Origin of the sequence: Halobaculum litoreum, from assembly GCF_030127125.1 — an archaeon.
In the GTDB taxonomy this organism is placed as follows: Archaea; Halobacteriota; Halobacteria; order Halobacteriales; family Haloferacaceae; genus Halobaculum; species Halobaculum litoreum.
The window spans coordinates 1,021,294-1,042,869 of the sequence record NZ_CP126156.1; the positions used below are offsets into that span (position 1 = coordinate 1,021,294).

At 70.4% G+C, this 21,576-nt stretch carries 22 protein-coding genes and 3 tRNA genes; 8 read left to right on the forward strand and 17 right to left on the reverse strand.

Annotated features, from left to right (window positions below; translation table 11 throughout):
• Nucleotides 1-70: 70 nt before the first annotated feature.
• Together P0R35_RS05520 and P0R35_RS05525 are read left to right on the forward strand one after the other, a co-directional pair.
• A complete protein-coding gene (locus tag P0R35_RS05520; protein WP_284014210.1) occupies nt 71-490 on the forward strand; it encodes a cupredoxin domain-containing protein in 420 nt (139 codons plus the stop codon).
• A gap of 82 nt (nt 491-572) precedes the next feature.
• Nucleotides 573-764: a hypothetical protein gene (locus P0R35_RS05525; protein ID WP_284014211.1), complete on the forward strand. Its 192-nt coding sequence runs from the start codon at nt 573-575 to the stop codon at nt 762-764.
• A 66-nt stretch (nt 765-830) separates the two neighbouring features.
• Here the strand turns inward: P0R35_RS05525 and P0R35_RS05530 are convergent, their stop codons facing one another.
• From P0R35_RS05530 to P0R35_RS05545, 4 genes are read right to left on the reverse strand one after another with little or no spacing between them, the layout of a single operon-like run.
• Nucleotides 831-1,472 (reverse strand): 30S ribosomal protein S3ae, encoded by a 642-nt coding sequence (locus P0R35_RS05530; protein ID WP_284014212.1) that lies wholly within the window; start codon nt 1,470-1,472, stop codon nt 831-833.
• Nucleotides 1,469-1,777 (reverse strand): KEOPS complex subunit Pcc1, encoded by a 309-nt coding sequence (locus tag P0R35_RS05535; RefSeq protein ID WP_284014213.1) that lies wholly within the window; start codon nt 1,775-1,777, stop codon nt 1,469-1,471. The genes P0R35_RS05530 and P0R35_RS05535 overlap by 4 nt, the downstream gene beginning before the upstream one ends.
• 43 nt (nt 1,778-1,820) lie before the next feature.
• Complete coding sequence (locus P0R35_RS05540; RefSeq protein WP_284014214.1) at nt 1,821-2,975, reverse strand: exonuclease RecJ; 1,155 nt, start codon at nt 2,973-2,975, stop codon at nt 1,821-1,823.
• 31 nt (nt 2,976-3,006) lie between these two features.
• Nucleotides 3,007-3,480, reverse strand: a complete 474-nt coding sequence (locus P0R35_RS05545; protein WP_284014215.1) for a 30S ribosomal protein S15 — start codon at nt 3,478-3,480, stop codon at nt 3,007-3,009.
• A 289-nt stretch (nt 3,481-3,769) separates the two neighbouring features.
• On the opposite strand from P0R35_RS05545, the gene P0R35_RS05550 reads away from it, so the two are divergent.
• Nucleotides 3,770-3,841: transfer RNA gene (locus P0R35_RS05550), tRNA-Ala, on the forward strand.
• 44 nt (nt 3,842-3,885) lie between these two features.
• On the opposite strand, the gene P0R35_RS05555 is transcribed toward P0R35_RS05550, so the two are convergent.
• Nucleotides 3,886-5,595, reverse strand: a complete 1,710-nt coding sequence (locus P0R35_RS05555) for a bacterio-opsin activator domain-containing protein (RefSeq protein ID WP_284014216.1) — start codon at nt 5,593-5,595, stop codon at nt 3,886-3,888.
• Between the two features lie 240 nt (nt 5,596-5,835).
• Between P0R35_RS05555 and P0R35_RS05560 the strand changes: the two genes are divergently transcribed.
• Together P0R35_RS05560 and P0R35_RS05565 are read left to right on the forward strand one after the other, a co-directional pair.
• Nucleotides 5,836-6,237 (forward strand): type IV pilin domain-containing protein, encoded by a 402-nt coding sequence (locus tag P0R35_RS05560; protein ID WP_284014217.1) that lies wholly within the window; start codon nt 5,836-5,838, stop codon nt 6,235-6,237.
• Between the two features lie 115 nt (nt 6,238-6,352).
• The gene (locus tag P0R35_RS05565; RefSeq protein WP_284014218.1) at nt 6,353-7,777 is read left to right on the forward strand and encodes a DUF7289 family protein; all 1,425 of its coding nucleotides are present in this window, start codon (nt 6,353-6,355) and stop codon (nt 7,775-7,777) included.
• Nucleotides 7,778-7,825: 48 nt separating this feature from the next.
• Here the strand turns inward: P0R35_RS05565 and P0R35_RS05570 are convergent, their stop codons facing one another.
• From P0R35_RS05570 to P0R35_RS05580, 3 genes are read right to left on the reverse strand one after another with little or no spacing between them, the layout of a single operon-like run.
• Nucleotides 7,826-8,575 (reverse strand): DUF7289 family protein, encoded by a 750-nt coding sequence (locus P0R35_RS05570; protein ID WP_284014219.1) that lies wholly within the window; start codon nt 8,573-8,575, stop codon nt 7,826-7,828.
• A complete protein-coding gene (locus P0R35_RS05575) occupies nt 8,572-9,054 on the reverse strand; it encodes a DUF7266 family protein (protein WP_284014220.1) in 483 nt (160 codons plus the stop codon). The genes P0R35_RS05570 and P0R35_RS05575 overlap by 4 nt, the downstream gene beginning before the upstream one ends.
• Nucleotides 9,047-9,463, reverse strand: coding sequence for a hypothetical protein (locus tag P0R35_RS05580; RefSeq protein WP_284014221.1), 417 nt, complete (start codon nt 9,461-9,463; stop codon nt 9,047-9,049). Before P0R35_RS05580 ends, P0R35_RS05575 begins: the two co-directional genes overlap by 8 nt.
• 176 nt (nt 9,464-9,639) lie before the next feature.
• On the opposite strand from P0R35_RS05580, the gene P0R35_RS05585 reads away from it, so the two are divergent.
• The gene (locus P0R35_RS05585; protein WP_284014222.1) at nt 9,640-9,849 is read left to right on the forward strand and encodes a hypothetical protein; all 210 of its coding nucleotides are present in this window, start codon (nt 9,640-9,642) and stop codon (nt 9,847-9,849) included.
• 184 nt (nt 9,850-10,033) lie between these two features.
• Here P0R35_RS05585 and P0R35_RS05590 read toward each other — a convergent pair whose 3' ends face one another.
• The 6 genes from P0R35_RS05590 to P0R35_RS05615 form a co-directional block, all read right to left on the reverse strand.
• Complete coding sequence (locus P0R35_RS05590; protein ID WP_284014223.1) at nt 10,034-10,630, reverse strand: DUF7288 family protein; 597 nt, start codon at nt 10,628-10,630, stop codon at nt 10,034-10,036.
• A complete protein-coding gene (locus tag P0R35_RS05595; RefSeq protein ID WP_284014224.1) occupies nt 10,630-11,184 on the reverse strand; it encodes a DUF7287 family protein in 555 nt (184 codons plus the stop codon). The genes P0R35_RS05590 and P0R35_RS05595 overlap by 1 nt, the downstream gene beginning before the upstream one ends.
• Nucleotides 11,184-13,226, reverse strand: coding sequence for a type II secretion system F family protein (locus P0R35_RS05600; RefSeq protein ID WP_284014225.1), 2,043 nt, complete (start codon nt 13,224-13,226; stop codon nt 11,184-11,186). The genes P0R35_RS05595 and P0R35_RS05600 overlap by 1 nt, the downstream gene beginning before the upstream one ends.
• A complete protein-coding gene (locus P0R35_RS05605) occupies nt 13,227-16,337 on the reverse strand; it encodes a type II/IV secretion system ATPase subunit (RefSeq protein WP_284014226.1) in 3,111 nt (1,036 codons plus the stop codon).
• 167 nt (nt 16,338-16,504) lie between these two features.
• Nucleotides 16,505-16,577, reverse strand: a tRNA-Arg gene (locus P0R35_RS05610).
• 66 nt (nt 16,578-16,643) lie between these two features.
• A complete protein-coding gene (locus P0R35_RS05615) occupies nt 16,644-16,934 on the reverse strand; it encodes a Sec-independent protein translocase subunit TatA/TatB (protein WP_284014227.1) in 291 nt (96 codons plus the stop codon).
• Nucleotides 16,935-17,202: 268 nt separating this feature from the next.
• Between P0R35_RS05615 and P0R35_RS05620 the strand changes: the two genes are divergently transcribed.
• Together P0R35_RS05620 and P0R35_RS05625 are read left to right on the forward strand one after the other, a co-directional pair.
• A complete protein-coding gene (locus P0R35_RS05620) occupies nt 17,203-18,063 on the forward strand; it encodes an HD domain-containing protein (RefSeq protein ID WP_284014228.1) in 861 nt (286 codons plus the stop codon).
• Nucleotides 18,064-18,184: 121 nt separating this feature from the next.
• Nucleotides 18,185-19,489 carry an MFS transporter gene (locus P0R35_RS05625; RefSeq protein WP_284014229.1) on the forward strand — a complete coding sequence of 435 codons (1,305 nt, stop codon included), beginning with the start codon at nt 18,185-18,187 and terminating at the stop codon, nt 19,487-19,489.
• A gap of 10 nt (nt 19,490-19,499) precedes the next feature.
• Here P0R35_RS05625 and P0R35_RS05630 read toward each other — a convergent pair whose 3' ends face one another.
• The 3 genes from P0R35_RS05630 to P0R35_RS05640 form a co-directional block, all read right to left on the reverse strand.
• Nucleotides 19,500-20,120, reverse strand: coding sequence for a GrpB family protein (locus P0R35_RS05630; RefSeq protein ID WP_284014230.1), 621 nt, complete (start codon nt 20,118-20,120; stop codon nt 19,500-19,502).
• Between the two features lie 116 nt (nt 20,121-20,236).
• Nucleotides 20,237-20,308, reverse strand: a tRNA-Gly gene (locus tag P0R35_RS05635).
• Nucleotides 20,309-20,409: 101 nt separating this feature from the next.
• Nucleotides 20,410-21,489, reverse strand: a complete 1,080-nt coding sequence (locus P0R35_RS05640) for an NAD(P)/FAD-dependent oxidoreductase (RefSeq protein WP_284014231.1) — start codon at nt 21,487-21,489, stop codon at nt 20,410-20,412.
• Nucleotides 21,490-21,576 lie beyond the last annotated feature (87 nt).

The following is a 21,576-nucleotide window of genomic DNA, read 5'->3' on the forward strand; positions in this document are numbered from 1 at the left end:
CGCCCCGTCGCCGCGGCGGACGTGTCCGCGGATCGCGCCGCCTAAACGCCTCGGGGACCACGTTCGAGGCATGAACCGACGCCGCTACCTCGCGGCCGCGGGCAGCGCGGTCGCCGCGTCGCTGGCGGGCTGTTCGGCCGTCCTCCCCGGCGCCGCCGCGGACGACTACGACGTCGGCATGACCGCCGAGGCGTTCACGCCGTACGAGATCACCGTCTCCGTCGGCGACACCGTCGTCTGGGAGAACACCTCCACCCGGGCCCACTCGGTGACCGCCTACGGGGAGCAGATCCCCGCCGACGCCGCCTACTTCGCGACCGGCGACTACGACTCCGAGGCCGCCGCCCGCGACGCGTGGGACGGGAACCGGGGGGCGATCACGTCCGGCGAACGCTACGAACACACCTTCGAGGTGCCCGGCGACTACACCTACTTCTGTATCCCCCACGAGCAGGCCGGCATGGTGGGCGTCGTCCGCGTCGAGGAGTGAGCGCCCATCGCCCGACCCGTCCGCCGCCCGCCCGCCTCGCCGTCCGACCGGCACGGCACAAGACGTTTGTACGCCGAGTCGTGTGATCGACTCACACACCATGGGGATCGCGAACCGCGTCGCCGACCTGCTCGTGCCCGGCCGTTCGGACCTGTACCGCTGTCGCGACTGCGGCGAACGGGCGACCGTGCCGGTGGCCGAGCCGTTGCGCCGGTGTCCGGCCTGCGGCTCGGCCGACGTGGCGCTGATCACGCGGCGGGCGAAGGTGTCCTGACGGGAGCCGCGGAGCCGCGGCTCGCCGGGCGTCGGTCGCGCGAAAAACGTCGGGTGCGGGGTCGCGTTACTCGTCGACGGCGACGTCCTCGTCCTCGACGTCGACCGCGGCCTCCTCCTCGGCGGCGATCTCTTCGGGACGCGCCTCGAGCTGGAGCTTCTGGATCTCGACGCGGCGCAGCGGGTACACCGTCTTCGCTTCGCCGTAGATCGCCGACGAGAGGCGCCCCTCGACGACGGAGTCGACCAGTTCCGCGAACGAGCGGTCCTCGGCGGCCTGCTCGACCAGGTCGATCATGATCTGGCGGATGGCCTGCTCCTGGGACCGGTCGGCCTTCTTCGTCGTGAACGCCACCGGGCTGACGCGGACGCGGTAGTCGTCGGTCGTGCGCACGGTGATGTGCAGGTCGACCTTAGAGGCGCCGCGGCGCACCATCGAACGGAGGTAGTCGCGTGTCAGTTCGTGCTTGACGAACTCCGTGTAGGCGGCGTCGGAGCCGACGTCCGTGATCTTGAACGTCAGCTTGGTGTTGTCCTGACCCTGGTCGCCCGTGATCTCGCCGAGCGTGGTGTCGACGTTGCGGCCGACCACCTGCTCGGGCTCCTCGGCCATCGTCTCGCCGAGCTCCGCGCGGTCGAACTGCTCGGGCGCGAGGACGGTGTACCAGCGCTTCCCCTGTCGTTGTCGTGAAACCGATCGTTCGCTCATGTGTCGTGTGTGTCGTGTGTGTCGTCAGCGGTGTCGCGGATGCCGTCCGCGTCGTTCGTGTCGGCCGCGTCCGCCGCGGCCGCCGTCCCCTGCGTCTCCCGCCCCGCCGCGGCCACGTCGTCGGCCACGCCGAGGTTCACGAGGTAGTCGTCCACCGAGGCGAGGAGGCCGCCGGTCGTCCCCCGCGTGACGCGGGTCCGCACCGTCGCCCCCTCGCTCGTCGTCGCGATGTCGTCCGTGTTGTCCGGCGCCAGCGCCGCGGCGACCCGGCGGGCCGTCTCGGCGTCGGCGTGGGCGGTCTCCACGACGGCCGTCCGTGCGGGCGCCTCGGCGGCGCGGTCGCCCCCGTCATCCGAGGGCCTCCCTGAAGCCGCCGATGAACGCCTGCACGTCGCCGCCGGTGAAGCGGGCGTCGCCGCCCCGCGCGTCGCCGACCACGTCGGCGTCGGAGTCGGTCGCCGCCACGCCCGCGCGCAACGCCGCCGTCGCGTCCGCGCCGCCGTCGCCGGCGGCCGCGGCGGCGTCGTCGGAGACGACCAGCGCCAGCGGCTCGGGCGAGGCGAAGTCGCGGACCACGCGTGCGGCGGCCGGCAGCGTCGACGCGTCGGCGGGGTCGGTCTCCACGCGGGCGACGAACACGCCGTCGTACCGCCCCGTCGTCGGGTCGGCGAGCACGCGGTGGACCGCCGCGCCGTGGTCGCGCCACGCGTCGAGCGCGGCGTCGGCGACGCCGGCGCCCAGCGCGAGCGACACCCCGAGTCCGGGGCCGGTCCGCGCGAGCACGTCGAACACGTCCGCCTGCCCGCCGAGCGTGGCGAACGGGCCAGTCGGCGTCGCGTGCGGCCGCAGCGCGCGCTCGACGGCGGCGACCGCCCGTTCGGGCGCGCCGTCGGTCGCGTCGAGCGCGACCGCCGAGGCGACCCGTCGGTGGGCGTCGTCGTCGGGGCCGTCGCCGACCCCGAGGTCGTCGAGCAGCGCGCGCGTCCCGGCGACGCCGCCGGAGTACGGCGCGCGGAACAGCGTCGAGTGGGCGAGTCCGTCCGCGAGGTCGGCCGTCGGGACGGCCACGCCGGGGCGTCGCTCCACGACGCCGCGGCGTTCCGCCTCCTCCAGCAGACTCCCGCTGCCGGCGTCGCCCGGGGCGGCGCCCGCGGCGACGACGCCGGCCAGCCCGACGAGCGGGTCCGGCTCGGCGCCGAGCGCGTCGACGGCGGCGGCCGCGACGGCCGACACGGGGCGGTCCCCGCTCGGGATCGCGGTCGCGTTCGGCGCCGTCCACCCGAGCGCGAGCGGCGTCCCGTCGCCGTCGGGGACGCCCGCGTCGCGCGTCGTGCGGACCTGGAACGCCGTGTTCCGTGCGGCGAGCGCGCGGGCGACGAGCCCGGCGGCCGCGAGCGCGTCGCCCGTCGGGCGGGCGTACACGCGGACGAACCCCGCCCCCGACAGCGCCGCGGCTACCCGTTCGGGGTCGGCCTCGGCCGGCGTGTCGGCGGCGGTTGACATCGTGTGGGGCCTCGTGTTGTGGGTGTGGAGCTTACGCGTCGTCCTCGAGGAGGTCGACCGCGGTCTCGTACGTGTACCGGAAGTCCTCGTCGAGCTTGTCGCCGCGGTAGTAGTTGACCAGGCGGCGGATCTTCGACTCGGTGTTCTGGAGCGCGCGCTTGTTCTGCGCGTCCTGCTGGTTCTCCGCCATGTGCTCGCGCAGGCGGACGGCCTGCTCCATCAGGTTGCGGAGGTCCTCGGGCAGCGACGACGCGGCGTCGTGCTCCTCGAGGATCTCGGTGACCTTCTTGCCGGTCGCGCGCTTGACGTTCGGGACGGGCGTGCCCTTCACGCCCTCGTCGCGCAGCTTCAGGCCGATGACGCTCGGGTCGTGGCCCTGCTCGGCGAGTTCGACGACGCGCGCTTCGACGTCGGCGGCGTCGACGTCGCTCCACTCCGGGGGTTCGTCTGCGACGGGGTTGTCCGAACCGGACGACCCACGTCGGCGGGTGTGCATTCGTGCCATTGTCTGAGTTGGAACGTCGGCCGCAGAAGCGAGCCACCGCCGGCTGTCGCTCCCGGTCGCGCCACACGGCGCGCTCGGGCAGTCGGCGGGGGCACATCCGCAATCCCAAGCCCACGAGGGGCGAGTCGGAGTTGCGGCCGTGCTGTTCCCGTTCGACAGGTCTGGGTCGCGCGCCTAATGGCTTTCCATCCGTCGCGCTCCGGACGTCGCGCCCGCGTGGGTGGGCGTGCCGTGGCCGACTCCAGTCGTAGCCCTTATGTACGGACCCGCGGTACTCGGTAGTGTAGGCGGGCTCGTAGATCAGTGGTAGATCGTTCCCTTGGCAGGGGAAAGGCCGTGGGTTCAAATCCCACCGAGTCCACTCGGTTTCTCACGCGACCTCTGGCCGGCAGAGTCCCGCGTCCGTCACCCCCAACTGCCGGGGAGCGTCCGCTCGTTCGCCAGGAGGAGTTCGATCGTCGCTTCGACCGTCGCGAACTCCCGGCCGCGCCGCACGGTCCCCGCGTCGGGGTCCCACTCGACGTAGCCGGCGTACGCGAGTTTCGGGAGGTGGACGTGTCGGAGCGCGAGCCGGTCGCGGTCGGTCGCGGTCGCCGCGACGTCGGCCGCCCGCACCTCCCCGTCGCCGCGCACCAGCCGTTCGAGCACGCGCCGCCGGACCGGGTGTGCGAGTTGCGTGAACAGTTCGTCCTGCCGATGGGTGTCGGTCGAACCGTTCTCGCCCGACGACTGTGTGCCACCGATTCCCATACACGGTGGTACGCGGACGGACGTGATACGTGTTGACGCTATGCTTCTTAGCTCCTCGAAGAACCACCGCAGCAGCTTCGCCTCCGCCCGGCGGAGGTGTCGCAGCCACGTCGACGACGCGATCCCCATCGCCGTCGCCACGTCCTCGGCACTGCTCGCCCGCGGCCACTCGAAGTAGCCCCCGAGGTAGGCGGCGCGGAGCGTCTCCCGTTGCCGGTCGGTCAAGGCTCCCGTGAGCGAGTCGCGGTACTGTCGGGTGGTCCGGATCGGTCGATCGAGCGTCCGCTTCGCGACGATCGTCGCGTCCGGGTACGCCGCCCGGATCCGGTCGGTCAGCTCCTGCAGGTCGGCGTCGGCCCCGATCTCGGAGACGACGGTCGTCGTCGTCCCCGACGTCGTCATCGACCGAACGCTCGCGCCGGCCAGCGTCAACGTCCGCGCCGGGGAGCGGTCGGTGTCGAGCTCGACGAGCGCGGCCTCGTCGTCCGTCGTCACGACTCTGACCGCGGCAAGGTCCGGGAGATCGGCGGCGGCCGCGGCGACCGCGTCGCCGTCGGCGCCGACCACGGTCACGTAGTGGAGCAGCCGGTCGTCGGACGTCGGGACGACTCCCTCGAACTCGCACCGGTCGCCCACGGCCGCCGCGAGGTCGGACAGCACGGTCGCCTCGGGGATCCGGAACGTCACCTCGATGACCGCGTCGGCGGCCAACGACCGTTGATAGCGTTCGGCACGTCGCCGCTCGCGGCCCGCCTCCACCCGCGCCTCGTGGCGCTCCGTCACGTCCCGGAGGATCGCGAGGTGGCGCCCGGGGAGGACGTCCGGCGTCGCCGCGAACTCGACGGTTCGCCGCTCCCCGTCCGGACGCTGGAGCGGGAACAACCCCCGGTCGAGCCCGTCCGAACGGAAGTCGCCCCACGCGCTCTCCACGTCGTAGCCCGGGGCGGCGAAGTCGGTGATGCGCTCGCCCAGCACCGCCTCGTACGGGAGCCCCAACAGTTCACAGGCCGCCGGGTTGGCGTCGACGTAGCGGGCGTCGTCGTCGGCGATCAGGATCGCGTCGAACGCCGCCTCGAAGACGGCGCGGTACTGCCTCGCCTTGTCGAGGTCCGTGTCGTCGCCCTCCGACGGCCGATCGGTCCCGGCGCCCGCCGCCGGGAGCCACCACACTCGCCCTCGAGCACCGACCTTCTTGGTCCGGAGGTCGCCGTCGGCGGCCAACCGTCGGAGCCGCTTGTACGCCGTGGTCCGGGCGCACCCGACCGCCTCGGCGACCTCCGTCGACGTGAACGGCTCGCCCGGCGCACCCTCGAACACGCTCACCAGCCCGCCGCCGCGATACCGCCCGCTCCCCCCCTCCTTCATACCGTGTCGGACGCGAGCCGATTCGATATCGTTGACGGTACTCCGGACCCGGGGGCGTCCCGACCCGCACGATCGACGCTCGCTCCGGCGCGACCGACCCACAACACGACGGCTCGCTGATAATTATTTATCGGATGTGATTCTATGGACAAAAGGGTTATTAGGGATAACGGTCGTAGCGTGGCCTACAGGACTACCGGGGGATGGAGCCCTCCGGGGGGGACTGTGGAAACCGAACCAATGGACTTCAACGCACTCTTCGACGACGACCGCGCCGTCAGCCCGGTGATCGGTGTGATCCTCATGGTCGCGATCACAGTGATCCTCGCGGCGGTGATCGGCTCGTTCGTCCTCGGCCTCGGCAACAGCGTACAGCAGACGGCACCGAACGCGAACTTCCAGTTCGACTTTGACAGTGGCACCGACACGGCTGTGGCAACGCACACTGGTGGTGACTCCATCCCGGCGAACCAACTGGAAGTAGTCGCAGGTAACACGACCACGACTTGGGGAAGTGACCCCGTAACTGCCGGTGTATCCTCCGGCGACGTCGACACGAGCGGTGCAGACACCGTCCGCGTGATCTGGTCGTCCGAGAACAACGAGACGTCTCAGACGCTCGCCGAGGAGAGCACCCCGTAACGCCGCGGACCGTTTCGCGCTTTTCGCAGACGCACTAGACCGATAGCCCTGCCTACACTTCACGACTGATACTCTGAAACGAACGTTTATACCGTGGCTTCCCGTTGTCCGCACGATGCCTTCAGGGGGGCCTCGCGGGCGTCGGGCGCAGGGCGACGTGATCGGGATCGTGTTGTTGCTGGCGATCACCGTCATCGGCGCCGGCACCGTCGTCGCGTTCGGCGGCGACGCCATCGACGGGATCCGCGAGTCGGCGACGACCGGCGCGGCCGAGCAGTCGATGACGCAGTTCGACTCCAAGGCCAGCCTCGTCGCCCACGGCGAGAGCGACACCCAGCGCGTTCGCCTCGCCGGGGCGGCCGACGGGGAACGGGTCGTCGACGCCGACGCCGGGTGGATGAACCTCACGGTCAGGAACGCCACCACCGGCGCGGTCGAGGAGGAACTCGGCAACGTCACCCTCGGCGCGGTCGTCTACCGCGACGGCGACGCCAGCGTCGCCTACCAAGGTGGCGGGGTGTGGCGGCAGTCGGCCGACGGCAGCTCGATGGTGTCGCCGCCGGAGTTCCACTACCGCGGGACGACGCTGACGCTCCCGCTCGTCCGGGTCGCCGGCGACCGCCGCCTCGACGAGGAGGTCGTCGTCCGACGGGCGAACGCGTCGACGGCGGTGTACCCCGACGCGAGCGCGGGGTACGCCAACCCCCTCGACGACGGGAAGGTCGTGATCACGGTCGGGAGCACGTACTACGAGGCGTGGGGTCGGTTCTTCGAGCAACGGACGAGCGGCGACGTCGTGGTCGACCACGGCAACGAGACCGCCACCGTCGAGCTGATCGTGCCGTTCGACACCGACTTCGACAACGCCGTCGCGTCGACCGCGCCCGGCGGCATCGACGCGAACCCCGGACCGCCGCCCAACCCCTACAACGTCGGCGTGTTCCAGCCGTCGGCCGACGACCTGATCGAGTCGCGCGTCGACGAGTGCGTGAACGACGCCGGCGCCTGCAACGAGTCGGCGCCGCCGGGGACGCTCGTGGGCGCCGAGTCGTACTTCGTGAACGGGAGCTACGCCGGCGACCTCACGGTCGACACCGCCGGCGGGAACGTGAGCCTCGTCGTGGCCGAGGACTTCGAGCCCGACTCCGTCACCGTCTCCGGGGGCGGTGTGTTGACCGTGTACGTCCGGGGGGACGTCGCCGTCGACGGCGGCGACACCGTCAACAACGGCGGCGACGCCCAGGACGTCCGCGTCGTCGTTCACTCCGACGGCTCCGTGAACTTCAACGGCAAGTACCGCTTCATCGGGTTTCTCTACGCGCCGGGCTCCGACGTCGACCTGAACGGGGGCGGCGGGAAGAACCACAAGAACGTCGAGGGCGGCATCGTCGGCGAGACGATCGACATCAACGGGAAGCCCAACAAGTTCGAGTACGACCCCACGGTCGCGAGCATCGACCTCGACGTGACCGCCAGCACGGCGCCGCGGATCACGTTCCTCCACGTGTCTGTCACCGAGGTCCGCGTCGAGGAGGACTGAGCGCGGCCGGGGCGGGTCGGACGCGGGTCTCCGGGCGCTCGCGCCGCCTCACCGCTCCAGTTCGACGCCGACGGCGGTCTGTTGGACGACGACGCTCTCGACGTCCTCGATCCGGTAGGTGACGGTGCCGTCGGCGGGGTCGGCGTCGACCGGCTGCATGCCCTGTTCCTCGAAGTAGCGTCCCCAGGCGTCGGCCCACGGCGAGGTGACGGTCACGGTCACGTCGATGTCCGGGCCGTCCGCCGAGACCAACTCCGCGGCCACGCCGCGCCCGACGACGTCCGTCCGGAGGAGCACGGTGGAGCTCCCGCCGAGCGCGCTCCGGTCGGCCGTCCGGCCGGCGATCACGAGCGGGATCAGCGTGTGATCGTCGACCACCCAGCCCGGGCCGTCGCGCATCACCGCCCCGCCGGGGTCGTCCCTGACGACCGCGCCGTACGTCGAGGCGACGGTGGTCCCCTCGTGCGAGTAGGTGATCGGCGTGCTGGTCGCGTTCAGCGTCACGTTCGCCCCCGACCCGGCGTCGACCGCCTCGACGGTGATCGCGGTGGACCCGTTGACCGCGAGCACTCCCCCGTTCAGTTTGATCTCGGTCGCCCGGCTCGGCGCGCCCTCCCGGGCCATGTCGTCGACGTTGTCGTCGAGGACCTCGAACGCCCGCTCCATGTTCTCCAGCTGTTCGTCCGACCGGAGGTCCTGCAGGGCGGGGTAGCCCGCCGCGTACACCGTGCCGACCGTCAGGACGATGAGCGAGAACACGAGCACGAAGCCGATCGCGTCGCTCTGTGCGCGGGTCACGCCGACCGCACCTCCAGATCCGCCCCGGTGTACACGATCTCGAGGTCGCCGCCCGAGACGGACGCTGCGGCCACCGGCGTGGCGGTCGCCGCCGACACCGACACGCGCACGTCCACCGACGTGGTCGACAGCGCGATGGTGGCGGGGTCGCCCGGCACCACCTCGACGGTGTACGTCGTCCCCGCGATGGTGTCGGGGTACGACCCGCGGACGACGACCTCGTCCGCGCCGGCGGCGACGAGCCGGTCGGCCGCGACGAGCCGGCCCGCCAACTGCTGCCCGACGACCTCCAGGCCCTCGCGGGTCGTCGCCTCGCGCTGGCTGTCGACGGTCCCGCCGGCGGCGACGAGCAGCCCGCTGATCAACAGCGCGGTGATCCCGAGCGTCAGCACGTACGACAGCGCGGTCGACGTCGCCCGGTCGCGCGAGTGGGGAGCTGACCCGCCGGGCGCGCCGTCGCGCCGCTTGTGGTCAGTCATCGTGCTCACCCGGGGCGACCCGGACCGTGTCCGCGTACTCCAGTTCGGCCGTCTGGTAGCTGATCGGCACCTCCACCGCGTAGACGGCGGGGACGTAGTACGGCGACCCGTCGCCGGGGTCGCCGTTGAGGTTCACGAGCCCGAGCAGCCCGGTGCCGCCCTCGGCGGTGAGTTCGTACGTCCCGACGGCGTTCGTCCCGTTCCGGTACCGCAGGTCGTAGTCGCCGGCGGTCCCCGCCGCCCAGTCGAGCCCGGGACACGGGTCGCCCGCGAGCGTGCCGGCGGTGAGGTCGACCGTCGCCGTCGCGGCGTCGACCGCGCAGACCTCGACGGCGGCGCCCCGGGCTCCCGCACGGCGACCGCGACCTCGTCGTTGTCCGCGGCCCGTCGGTAGACGTACGCGCGCCACTCGTCGGCGCCATCGTCGACGACGACGGTGAACGCGTCGCCGAGCGACCCCGGCGACGCGGGTTCCAGCGACGACCGGTCGACGGTCGCGGTGAACGCGCGCACCGACTCCGTGTCGCCAACGACCGTCCAGTCGTCCACGCCGTCGTCGGAGCGGAACGCCCGGCTCCCGTCGGTGTGGCGGACGAGCGTCCCCTCGACGTACGTCGCCGACCCCGTCTCGACCCGGGCGCCGGCGGCCAACCGGGCGGCCGACCCGCGCAGCAGGGCGTCGGCTCGACGACGCCGGCCGAGACGTTCGCCTCCAGCGCCGTCCACGAGCCGTACTCGGCGGCGTTCTCCCGTTCGACGACCCCGCCGACCCCGTCGACGACCGACGCGCGGTAGCCCAGCGCGTCGTGCTCGCCGACGCCGTCCTCGCGGGTCGCGAGGTTCTCGGTGAAGATGGCCGTGTTCGCCAACAGCACCAGCGCGACCAACACGACCGCGAGGGCGAGTCCGGTCACGAGGACGAGTTGGCCGCGCTCGTCGCCGTCGCTCCCGCCCGGCCCGGCGTCGTCCCGGCGTCGCCTCAGATCCGCCATACGACGATTCGCACCTCCATGACGCCGTACAGCGGGCCGTCGGGGTCGGCGTCCCCGACGTAGAACTCCCGGTCGGGCGCGGCCGCCACGTCGGCGAGCGTGCCCGCGCCGTCGCCGACGGGGTCGTCGTCGAACAGGACCACCGTCCGGCTCGCGGCGACGGCGTTGTCGCTGGGCGAGCCCATGTACACGATCCGGGTGCGACCCTGCCCGCCGGCGGTCGTCCGGTAGCGCACCTCGACGTTGAACGCGACGCGTTCGTCCCCGAACGTCCGGTTCAACGTCGCTCCCAACCCGGTGTCGGTGAACGGCGACCGGGCGTTCTCGTACACGCCCCCCTCGCCGCTGTCGACGAACCGCTGTCCCGACGTGTTCCAGTACAGCAGCGCCGGCGCGAGCGTCCCGTTGGCCTCCGCGGCCGCGAGGGTCCCCTCCGCCACCGCCGCCTGCTGGTTCTCGATGTGCTGGTTGGAGGTACTCGCCGTGAGCGGCGTCACCGCCGTCGCCTGCAGCGCGAACAGGACGCCGCTCAACAGGATGATCGCCGCCGCGAACCCCTCCAGCGTGTGTGCTTGTGCGCGCATCACCACACCCTCACGATCAGCGTCGCGTCGCGGCCGTCGAGCAGTACCGCCCGCCGCGACACCGACACGTCGGCGCCGCGGGGCGGCGCCTCCCCGGCCGCGAGCGTCGTCCCGTCGACGGTCGCGACGGCGTCGCCCGGGGTTTCGACGACCGTGACGTTCAGCGACCGGACGGTCGTGTCGACGCCCAGCGCGGCCGACAGGTCGCTCGCGTCGTCGTCGAAACGGCAGTCGGCGTCGGGCCCGACGGTGTCGAAGAAGTCCGCGGTACACGTGGCGTTCAACACCGACGGCCGCGTCGGAGCCGCGACGAGCAGGCCGTTCGCCAGCCGGTCGGCCGAGCGGTCCGCGACGACGGTCGCCTCGGTCGCGTCGTCGGTGAACGGCGCCGTCAGCGACGGGGCGAACGCGAACACGAACGCCACCACCAGCAGGAACACGCTGATGCCGACGGCGTAGTCGATGGTCGTCTGTCCGCGATCACGGCCCGCGTGCCCGCCCGCTCGCGCGGTCGGGACGCGCCCCCGTCGTTCGACCGGTCCCCCCGAGGGCATCAGGCGACCACCACCCAGACGCCGAGCGCGACCGACAACAGGATCACGACGAACTTCATCCCGCTCACGAGGTCGGCGCTGCGGATGTAGCCCGCGATGACCCCCGACAGCACCGCCTGGATCGTGACGGCGTGGAAGAACAGCACCGAGAGGCGGTCGACGTTGACGCCGCCGGCGAAGCCGCCGGAGCCGAGCCCGCCCCCGCCGCCCCCGCCGGTGCTCCCGGCCTGTGCCGTGAGGCCGGCGAGCACGTCGAGGAACCGGAGCTTCAGGATCGCCATCACCGCCAGCAGGGTGAGGTACGTCATCAGGATGATCGCGACCTGCATCCGCGAGCGGGACTTGCGCTCGCGGTCGATGTCGTCCTGGTTCTCCGACGCCTGCGCCGCGGTGGTCAGGACGTCGGTGATCTGGCTGGACGCCTGCTGGGCCTCCGAGATGAGCTTCACCGTCCGCGCGAGCCGCGGGATGTGGTACTTGTTGTTGAACTCGACGAGCGCCTCGCGCAGGCTCATCCCGTAGTTCACCTTCGCGTACATCACGTCGAACTCCTCGGCGAGTTTCCCGCTGGAGGTGTCCGCGGTCGTCCGGATCGACTCCAGCAGGGTCTGCCCGGTGTCGTTGGCCGAGGAGAGCTTGCGGAGGTTGTCCGAGAGCTTGTTCGTGATCCCCGAGCGGCGGATCTGGTGCCACTCGTAGAAGAACACCAGCGGCACGAGCGTCACGTACGCCGGCATGTACACCCACACGAACGTCGACCACACGGGGTTGTCGACGAACCCCTGGAACGACAGCGGCGCGTCGCCCGCGGCGACCGCGAACCCGAGCAACACCAGCGACGCCGGCACCGTCAACACCAGCGTGAACATGGGGTTGTCCCGGAAGAACACGTGGGGCGCCTTCAGTAGCTCCCGGGTGCGGAAGTTCCCCTCGCGCGAACGGATGCGGTCGAACACCGAGAGGTCGCCCGTGAACACCTCGACGAGACCGAGGTGGCGCAGCCCGCCGCGCTGCGCCTCGGCGAAGTGGTCGTCGACGCCGCCGGGGTCGAGGTAGCCGTCGCCCGGCTCGTCGCGCTTCACCGTCGAGACGAGCACGAGGAACCCCACGCCGATGAGCGGCGTGAGCAGGTACACCGTCGCCGTCAACAGGAAGTCCTGCCCCTGCCCGAGCATCGACATGATGACGAGGATGATGATGAGCAGCAGCGGGAACAGCGACAGCGTCATGTACATCTCGCCGAACAGCTCCAGCGTCTCCAGCGTCAGCTCCTGCTGCTGTTTGGCGGTCCGGAGGTGCTTCTCCTTCTTGTCGTAGAGGAACCGCTCCATGTCCCCGCCGGAGTTGATGATCGACAGCATGTCCGTGAGGAACTGCGCGAGGTCCTCGCTGGGCGTCTCGATCGCCTGCTGGCGGACGGCGTTCCGGTAGTCCGTCCCGAAGTAGCTCGTCTCCTGGACGATGCTCTGGAACTCCTTGGCGACCTCGCCGTACGTGTCGTCGGCCTTCGCCATCGCCTCGAGGATCTCCAGTTGGTTGAGGCCGCCCACCGAGAGGGCGTACATGAACGAGACGGCGTCCGCGAGGAGCATGTTGATCTCCCGTTTCCGGGCGTCGGCACGCTGGTACGGGATCGCCAGCAGCGTCCCGAAGCCCAGCCCGAAGCCGATGCTGCCGAACACCACGCCGCCGGAGACGACCGCCGCGGGGACGGTCAGCGACTCCAACAGCGCGGCGGTCTCGGCGGAGTCGACCGGGATGCCCAGCCCCACCGACTCGGCGGTCACCAGCCCGAGCGCGAACACGCCCCACCCGAGGAGCATCCCGACGACCCACAGCACCACGCCGACGAGGACGCCCACGCCCATCGCCCGCGAGACGTAGAGCTCGACGGGCTGGTTCATCCGCGCGGCGGTCAGCTTCTCGTCGACGCCGCCCACGAAGTCGCCGTCCTCGTCGAAGACGCGCTGGAACAGGGGGTAGAAGGCGTCGGCGAACCCCTGTGTGCTCCCGAACCCGCCCGCGTCGGTGTCGAGGCTCATCTACTCCTCCTCCGTGTCCTCCGGGGACTCCACCTCGCCGAACCCCCAGTCGTCGATGCCCTCGGCCTCGCCGTCGCCCTCGGCGGCGTCCGCGGCCGGCCTGTCCCCCTCCTCCTCGTCCGGCTCGGGGTCGTCGTCGTCCCCGAGGCCGCCCAAGTCGACGGGCGGCTCGTCGTCCGGTCCGTCGGGGGGGTCGCCCCCGGTCGGGGCCGCGTCCTCGTCGAACTGGTCGACCGCGTCGAACGCCGCCGTCGAGTCGGGGTCGGTGTCGCCGTCGGGTTCGTACTCCCCGGCGGTCAGTCCGCCGGCCGTGTCCCCGTCCGCCCGGTCGGGGTCGCCCAACCCGCCGACGTCGTCGAGGTCGTCGATGTCGAGCGGCTCCGGGCCGACGCCGTCGAACGGTTCGGCTTCGGGGTCGTCGTCCCCGGCCCGGTCGTCGGGGGCATCGGTGTCGGCCTCGTCGTCGGCGTCCGCGGCGAGTTCCTCGCCGGCGCCCGGTTCGGCGGCGACGTCGGCCGCGGGTTCGAGCGCGCCCAGCGCCGCGGCCACGCTGTCGGGGCGGTCGCCGCGGTACTGTTCGAGGATCGACTCCGCCTCCGCGAGGATCCGCGTCGCCTCCGCGGCCTGCGCGTCGGAGGGGTCCGGCCGCGGGACCATCTCCTCTTTGTCAGGGTCGACGTCGATGAGGACCGACTCCATCTCGCGGAGGTCGTCGAGGCTGGCCTCCAGCCGTTCGTTGGCCATCAGCGCGAGGATCGTCTCGGGGTCGTTGATGAACGCCTGCAGCGTCGCCGCCACCTGCGTGTACGTGTTGAGCCCGCGGTCGATGAGGTACGCGATGACCGCGCGGCGCTTCAACAGCTCCTCGTTGAGCGTCTCGACCCCCCACCCGCGGTCGAACATGATCTCCTGGAGCGTGTTCGAGTCGCCCATGTGGAGGAACTCGTCCGTCTCCGCCTGCCACTGGTACACGTCCTGAACGTTGATCTCGTCGTTCTCGGCGTCGTAGTGGTTGATCTCGGTGAGCGACTTGTTGCGGCGGACCTTGCTCCCCTGCACCCGCGTCTGGGTCTGGATGGAGACGAGGTCGAGCGCCGTGAACATCGTCTTCGAGACGTTGATCGGCTCGGTCGTGAACCGCTTGAGCACCTCCCCGACGTTGTCCGCGTGGAACGTCGTGTACGTGGTGTGGCCCGTAGACATGACCTGGAAGAGGGTGCGACCCTCCTCGCCGCGGATCTCGCCCATCACGATGTAGTCGGGGCGCTGCCGGAGCGCGGCCTCCAGCAGGTCGAACTCGTCGACGTCGCCGCCGTCGTCCTCGGCGAACGACGGGCGCGTCACGGAGGCGATCCAGTTGCGCTGCGGCAACTCGACCTCGCGGGTGTCCTCGATGGAGACGATCTTCGAGTTCGACGGGATGAACAGCGACACCGCGTTCAGGCTGGTCGTCTTCCCGGACGCCGTGCCGCCCGCGAAGATCAGCGACTTGTGGTTCTCGATGCACAGCCACAGGAACGCCATCTCGTCGAGCGAGAACGTCTTCCAGTTGATGAGGTCGATCGGCGTGAACGGGACGTCCTTGAACTGGCGGATCGTGTAGTTCGTCCCGTGGTCGGACACCTCCTTGCCGAGGGTGAGCTGGGCACGCGAGCCGTCCGGGAGGGTGGCGTCCACCTGCGGCCGGCGCTTGGAGATGCCCTTCCCGGAGCGCTGGGCGAGCTTCACGACGAAGTCGTCCAGCTCCTGCTCGCCGTGGTAGACGTTGGAGATGATCTGCTCGTAGTCGGAGTGGTAGACGAACACCGGCGAGTTGTAGCCGTCGACGGAGATGTCCTCCACGTTGATGTCGTGTTTCACGCCGTCGATGCGCTCGTAGCCGACGAAGTCGCGTTCGAGGTAGTACAGCGCCTTCATCACCGTGTACTCGGTGAGTGTGTCGGGGTCCTCCGCGATCACCGCCGGCTCGGGGCGCGCCGCGATCCCCTCGATCTCGCCGTCGGTGTCGCGCGGCGTCACGCCGAGCGCGCGGATCAGACGGCCGGCGGCGCCCTCGTCGTCGACCTCGACGCCGAACAGGTCCGCGAGCCGGTCGCCGAGGCCGGGCCCCTCCTCGCGCTCGTACAGGTCGTAGCGGTCGAGGAGGTCGTACGTCTCCTCGCGGATCGTCCGCCGGCGGTGGTCGTCGTCCGCGGCGACCTCCCCCTCGTCGGCGTACTTGATCGCCGAGCGGAGCTTCCCCTCGAGGAACTCCACCAGGTCCGTCTCGATCCGGTTCTGGTACGGTTCGACGACGTAGTACTTCTTCTCGTTCTCCTTCGTCGAGTGGAACACGATGACGAACGAGTACGGCTCGTTCACCCAGTAGCGCTCCACCTCGCGGAAGTGGCGCTTCTTCGGCATCGGCACCGCCTTCTCGAGGTCGTAGCGGTTCGCGACGGTCGTCACGCCGGTCGCGTCGCTGAAGAACGCGTCCTCGTCGACGTCGTCGGCGACGTCGACGGTGCGCTCGTCGACCACCTCGTCGAGTTCGGGCGCCCGCTTCGCGAGGTGGCCGAGCGTCTCCTCGACGCGATTGCAGTCGAAGCCGAGCGCCTCGCTTTTGTCCTCGTCGGTGAACTCGAGCGGCTCGCCCTCCTCGTCGACCGGCGGGTTCCCCTCCTCGTCGAGGAAGTACTCCTCGCGGTAGTCGTCCCAGGTGTAGATGTCCTTCCAGACGGGGGTCTCGTCGTACGCGAGGAGCGGGTGGCGGTCGGCGATGTCCTCGCCGAGCGCGCCGGCCCAGCCGAACGTCGCCGGCACCGCCACCGGCGCCATGTCGAGCGCGTCGGCGGCGACGTCCGTGACGCCGAGCGACTCCAAGTCCTCGGCGGTCGCGGCGCGCACCTCGACACGGACGACCTCTTCGCCGTCTTCGTCCTCCTCGACGACCTCCGTCCGGAGGAGTTCGGCGAGTTCGTCGGCCGCCTCCTCGTGTCCGTGCTCGCGCAGGAAGTCGGGCCACGTGTACTCCCCGACGACGACCGCATCCCCCGCCTCCGCGTCCGCCTCCCGCCCGGGCGCCTCCTCGTACCCGGCGGTGGACGGCACGTCAGCGTCGTCGGTAGCCATTGACTACTCTCAATCGGGCACCCACGTTAAATGCTTGCCCTCCATATCACCTGTGAGAAAGTCCACCTGACGGGCGCTTAAGGTGTCCGTACCACCGGATCCGCGACCGTCGTGTCGGAGTTTTGACCGGCTTCGGGAGTGTCGGAATCAACGCCGCGGAACGGGGACGGGCGTGACGGGATTCGAACCCGCGATCTAGCGGTTAGGAACCGCTCGCCGTGTCCGCTTGGCCACACGCCCCTACCGGTCGGGGGGTCGGCGCGCACAAAAGGGGTCCGGGACGGCGGTGTGGGCGGCGGGCGTCGTTCAGTTCTTCTCGGCGTCGGCCTCGACCGTCTCCTCGGTGGTGTCGGTCGTGTCTGCGGCGTCGGTCGTGTCGGCGGCGAACTCGTCGTCCTCCTCCTCGCCGTCCTGCATCGCCTGCAGTTCGTCCTCGACCTCCTCGCGACCCTTCTTGAACTCGCCCATCGCCTGGCCCGTCGAACGGGCGAGCTTGGGGATCTTGTTCGCGCCGAACAGCAGCACGAGCACGAGCAGGATGATGAGCATCTCGGGACCGCCCGGGATGGCACCGAACAGGGGTAGGGTGGTGAACATCTCTACTCCCGGCTTACCCGGTGGCAATTATAGGCTTTTTGGACTGAGCGGGATCGGGGATACAGCGCCTCAACACACCGATTCCCGCGAGAGCAGCGCTCCGATGGTAGTCGTTTCGCCACGGTTCCGATCGAACGGGCCCCCGATACGGCCGTTCTCCGGCGGATTGGCTCCGTGCTGCGCCGGCGACGACGGCCGGGGGGCGGCGTGTCGCGCGTGGCGACCGGGGAGCCGAGCGTTTTTGCGACCGGCCGTCGTCGTCGGTGTCGTGAGCGAACAGGCCGACACCCACGAGCCGTCGACGGCGGAGGACACCACGGTCAGGCGGTACGACCCCGACGCGGACCACGCGTTCCCCGACGAGCGGGTGAACGAGGTGCTCGACGCGATCGAGGCGGACACGGAGATCCGGACGTACCTCCGCGCACAGAACGTGAACGCCGTCACGCGCAAGGGGTACAACGACCACGGCGCCAAGCACATCGAGATCGTCCGCAACCGCGCGCTCCGGCTGTACGACCTCCTCAAGCGCGGCGGCGTCGAGTTCAACGGCGCGCGCGAGCAGGGGCTGTCGGAGGCCGACGAGCCGGTCGTCGTCGCGCTCGCCGCGACGCTCCACGACATCGGCCACGTCGTCCACCGCGACGAGCACGCGTACTACTCGATCCCGCTGGCAGCGGACGTGCTCGACCGCTTCCTCCGGCAGTTCGACTACTACGGCATCGAGGAGCGCGTCCGCGTGAAGGCGGAGGTCCTCCACGCGATCCTCTGTCACCACACCGAGGAGACGCCCCTCACGCGCGAAGCCGGCGTCATCCGGGTCGCCGACGCGCTCGACATGGAGCGGGGCCGTTCGCGGATCCCGTACGAGAAGGGCGGACGGGGGATCAACACCCTCTCCTCGCGGGCGATCACCAACGTCGAGTTGAAGCCGGGCGGCGACGGCGGCGGCGACGGCGACGCGACGCCGGTGCTCGTCGAGATCGAGATGGTCAACGCTGCCGGCGTCTACCAGGTCGACAACCTCCTGAAGGCGAAACTGCGCGACTCGCTCATCGAGGACCTCGTCCGGATCGTCGCGATCAACACCAAGGGCGACGACCAGCTCGTCGAGCGGATCGAGCTCTGAGTCGGCACCGCCCCCCGCCCGCCTCGCGCCCGGCCACCCGCCGGGGCGTGTCAGTACACCCCGAAGCCGACCGGGATGACGGATTTTAAGCGACGGTCCCCCGTTTCGATTCGTAACAGTAGTGCAACTCGGCAACTCCGTCGGACTCCTGCGCGACAGGGAGTTCGCGGCGCTCGCGGGCACGGCGTTCGCGCGCAGTCAGGCGTACTCGACGCTGCTGATCGCGCTGGCGCTGTACGCCGACCTGTTCGGCACGACCGGCACGGTCGAGGGGCTGTTCGGGACCGCCTTCGCCGTCGTCCAGTTGCTCATCGTCCTCCCGCTCGGTCGGCGGGTCGACACGGGCAACGCCAAACGCTGGCTGCTCGCGGGCCTCGCGGTCAACGTCGTCGTGTTCCTCGCGTTCATGCAGGTCGAGAGCGCGACCCACGTCGTCCTCGTCCGCGTGCTGCAGGGCGTCGGCGCCTCCATCCTCTGGATCACGGGGTCGACGGTCGTCGGCACGCTCGCGCCGGACGGCGAGAACGGCCGCTGGCTCGGCTCGTACAACCAGGTGGCCGCGTTCTCCAGCCTCGCGGGCGACCTCGTCGGCGGCTACCTCCTGTTCGCCGAGGGGTTCACCTTCACGTACCTCGTGCTCACGGCGGTCACCATCGGCGCGTTCGTCCTCGTCTTCCTCCACCTCCGGGACGACCCCGGCGGCGGCGCCGAGCGCGACGCCGGCGGCGGCGTGGCGACGCTGAAGGCGCTGCTCGAACTCCCGATGATCCGCGCGCTCGTCGTCTTCCGCCTCGCCTTCTCCGTCGGCAAGATGGCGGTGATCATCTTCCTGCCCATCCTCGCGGGCACGGAGTTCGGGCTGAACGCCTTCGCCATCGGGTGGATCCTCGCGGGCGGGAAGCTCACCAAGTCGCTCACGCAGGGGTACGTCGGCGACCTCTCCGACCGCGTCGGCAACAAGGAGTACTTCGTCGTCGTCGGGGCGATGCTGTACGGGCTCGGCACCGCACTCATCCCGCTGAGCTACTACTTCGAGGGGACCGTCGCGCCGGTCACGTTCCGGGCGTTCGGCGGGCCGCAGGCGCTCGGCGGCGCGTTCTTCAGCCTGTTCGTCGCGTACATGGTGCTCGGCGTCGCCGACTCGATCCGCCTGCCGGCGTCGATGTCGCTGTTCGTCGAGGAGGGGGAGCGCTACGACTCGGTCGCCTCCGCGATGAGCCTGCGCTCCATCTCGTGGAAGGTCGGGCAGGTGGCGGGACCGGTCGGCATCGGCGCCATCAAGGAGTACGTCTCGACGAGCGTCGCGTTCTACACGGCGGCCGGCTTCATCGTCGTCGCCTCGGGCGTCTTCTGGGTCGTGTTCCGCCGCGCGTCGGCGCGGGAAGCCGAACTCGCGGAGGTAGAACCGGACGTGGCCGACGACTGATACCGGCCCGTCACGCAGAGCCGAACGAGGGCTCGTATCCCGCCTCTCGTGCCGCGACGATCAGACACTCGGCGATGTCGTCTTTCGCGTCGTTGTACGCCGACGGATCGTTCGGATGTGCGGCCGCCGCGTGCCGCTTGGCCGACTCGTACGCCCGCCGCGCGTGGTCGTGGTCCCGCAGGTAGTCGCGAAACGTCAGGACTCGTCTCAGCCGCTCGGACCCCGTCGGGTGGAAGTGGAGGTTGTACTGCTGTGGAAGGTCGGGGTCGTAGCGCTCGAACGCGAGCCAGTCTTCCCGACGAGCGTTGAATTCGTAGCCCAGCGACTCGAGCGCCGACCGCTGGCGCTCGGCCGTCTCCATGTCGGGGACTACCGGACAGATGTCCACGATGGGCTTGGCCGCGAGGCCTGGAACGCTCGTGCTCCCGATGTGCTCCACGGCGACGACGCCGTCGTCGAACGCGTCGACGAGTCGGTCCCGTTCGGCATCGAAGCGGTCCGCCCACGCGTCGCGATACCCCCAGACCTCGATCGGCGTATGGTAGTCTGCCACGGTCGGGAATGTCAAGGATACGATATGTGAGTTGTGATCGACGCTGGTGGGATACGCGGTGCACCGGAGTTCGCTCACCACCCCGTACGTGCCTACACTGAGCGCTGACGGACGCCGTTGGTTCGGGATGTTGACACCCGTTACTCACACCACCGAACGGTCCTATCGATCGTCACGTACTGCGTCGAGAGAAGTGCGCCGGCCGGGATTTGAACCCGGGTCGATGGCTTGGAAGGCCATTGTCATACCAACTAGACCACCAGCGCGCGGTATCGACATGTTCCGCTTCCGCGTGGAGGAATAAGGGGTTTACCGTTTCGGGCGGCGAGTCGTCGAGCCGGGACGCTCGCTCCGCTCGCGGCTCGCCTCAGTCGTCCGCGGGCGCCTCGCCCTCGACGTCCTCGGCGGCCGCGCGGGGACCGGCGGCGTGGCCCTCGTGGGCGACCGCGGTCGCCATCAGGTCCGGCGAGATGGCGGGCACGTCCGACGCCGAGACGGGACCCAGCTCGGCGATGTCGTCGGTCGAACGGGGGAACGCGCGCAGGTCCATGTGGATCGCGATGCCGCACTTGGCGCCCTCGCCCATCGCGACGGGGATCTGGTTGTGGCCGGGCGTCAGGTCGCCGACGGCGTACACGCCCTCGACGGAGGTGCGGCCGTGGTCGTCGACGGCGACCTCGCCGGAGTCCTCCCGGTCGAGGCCGAGCGCGTCCGCCAGATCCGCCTGGTAGTTCGAGCCGTACATCGGGAACCCGCCCTTGTACTCGCGGACGGTGCCGTCCTCGAACTCGAAGCTCTCCAGCCAGCCGTCGTCGTCCTTGCTCATCCCGGTGATGTCCTCGTGGATCACGTCGACCGGGTGGTTCTCGACCATCTCCGCGGTGTCGTCGCTCCACGTCGGCTCCTCGCCGCGGGTGAGGATGTCCACCTCGTCGGTGAAGTTGAGCATGATCATCGCGACGTAGGCGGCGGAGTCGCCCGTCCCCATCACGTACACCGACTCGTCGACGAACATGTACGCGTCGCAGTGGAGGCAGTAGTGGAGCCCCATCCCCGTCCGCGGGAGCGGCGGCTCGGGGCGCTCGTCGGAGAACCCCGTCGCGAGGACGAGCCGCCGGGTGGTGTACTCGTCGTCGCCGGTGTCGACGCGGAAGCCGTCCGCGGGGTCGTCGCCGAGGGGCGCGGCGTCCTCGACGAAGCCGCGGACGTAGTCGGCGCCGTAGCTCTCGACCTGCTCCCGTGCCATCTGGAGGAACTCGTTGCCCGAGGTCTCCTCGCCCACGCCGATGACGTTGTGCGTGTCGCGCATCATCGCCGCGCGGCCGCCGCCGCGGTTCACGACGAGCGTGTCCAGTCCCAATCGGGTCGTGTACAGCGCGCTCGTCAGGCCCGCGGGACCGCCCCCGACCACCGTCACGTCGAAGTCGAACTCGTCGTCGGTGTGCATCTACACCGACGTTAGTGCCTCCCGCAGATAAAAACGCGTCCGGCTGTGCGACCCGAGCATCCACCCGGCACGCACTCACACACCGTC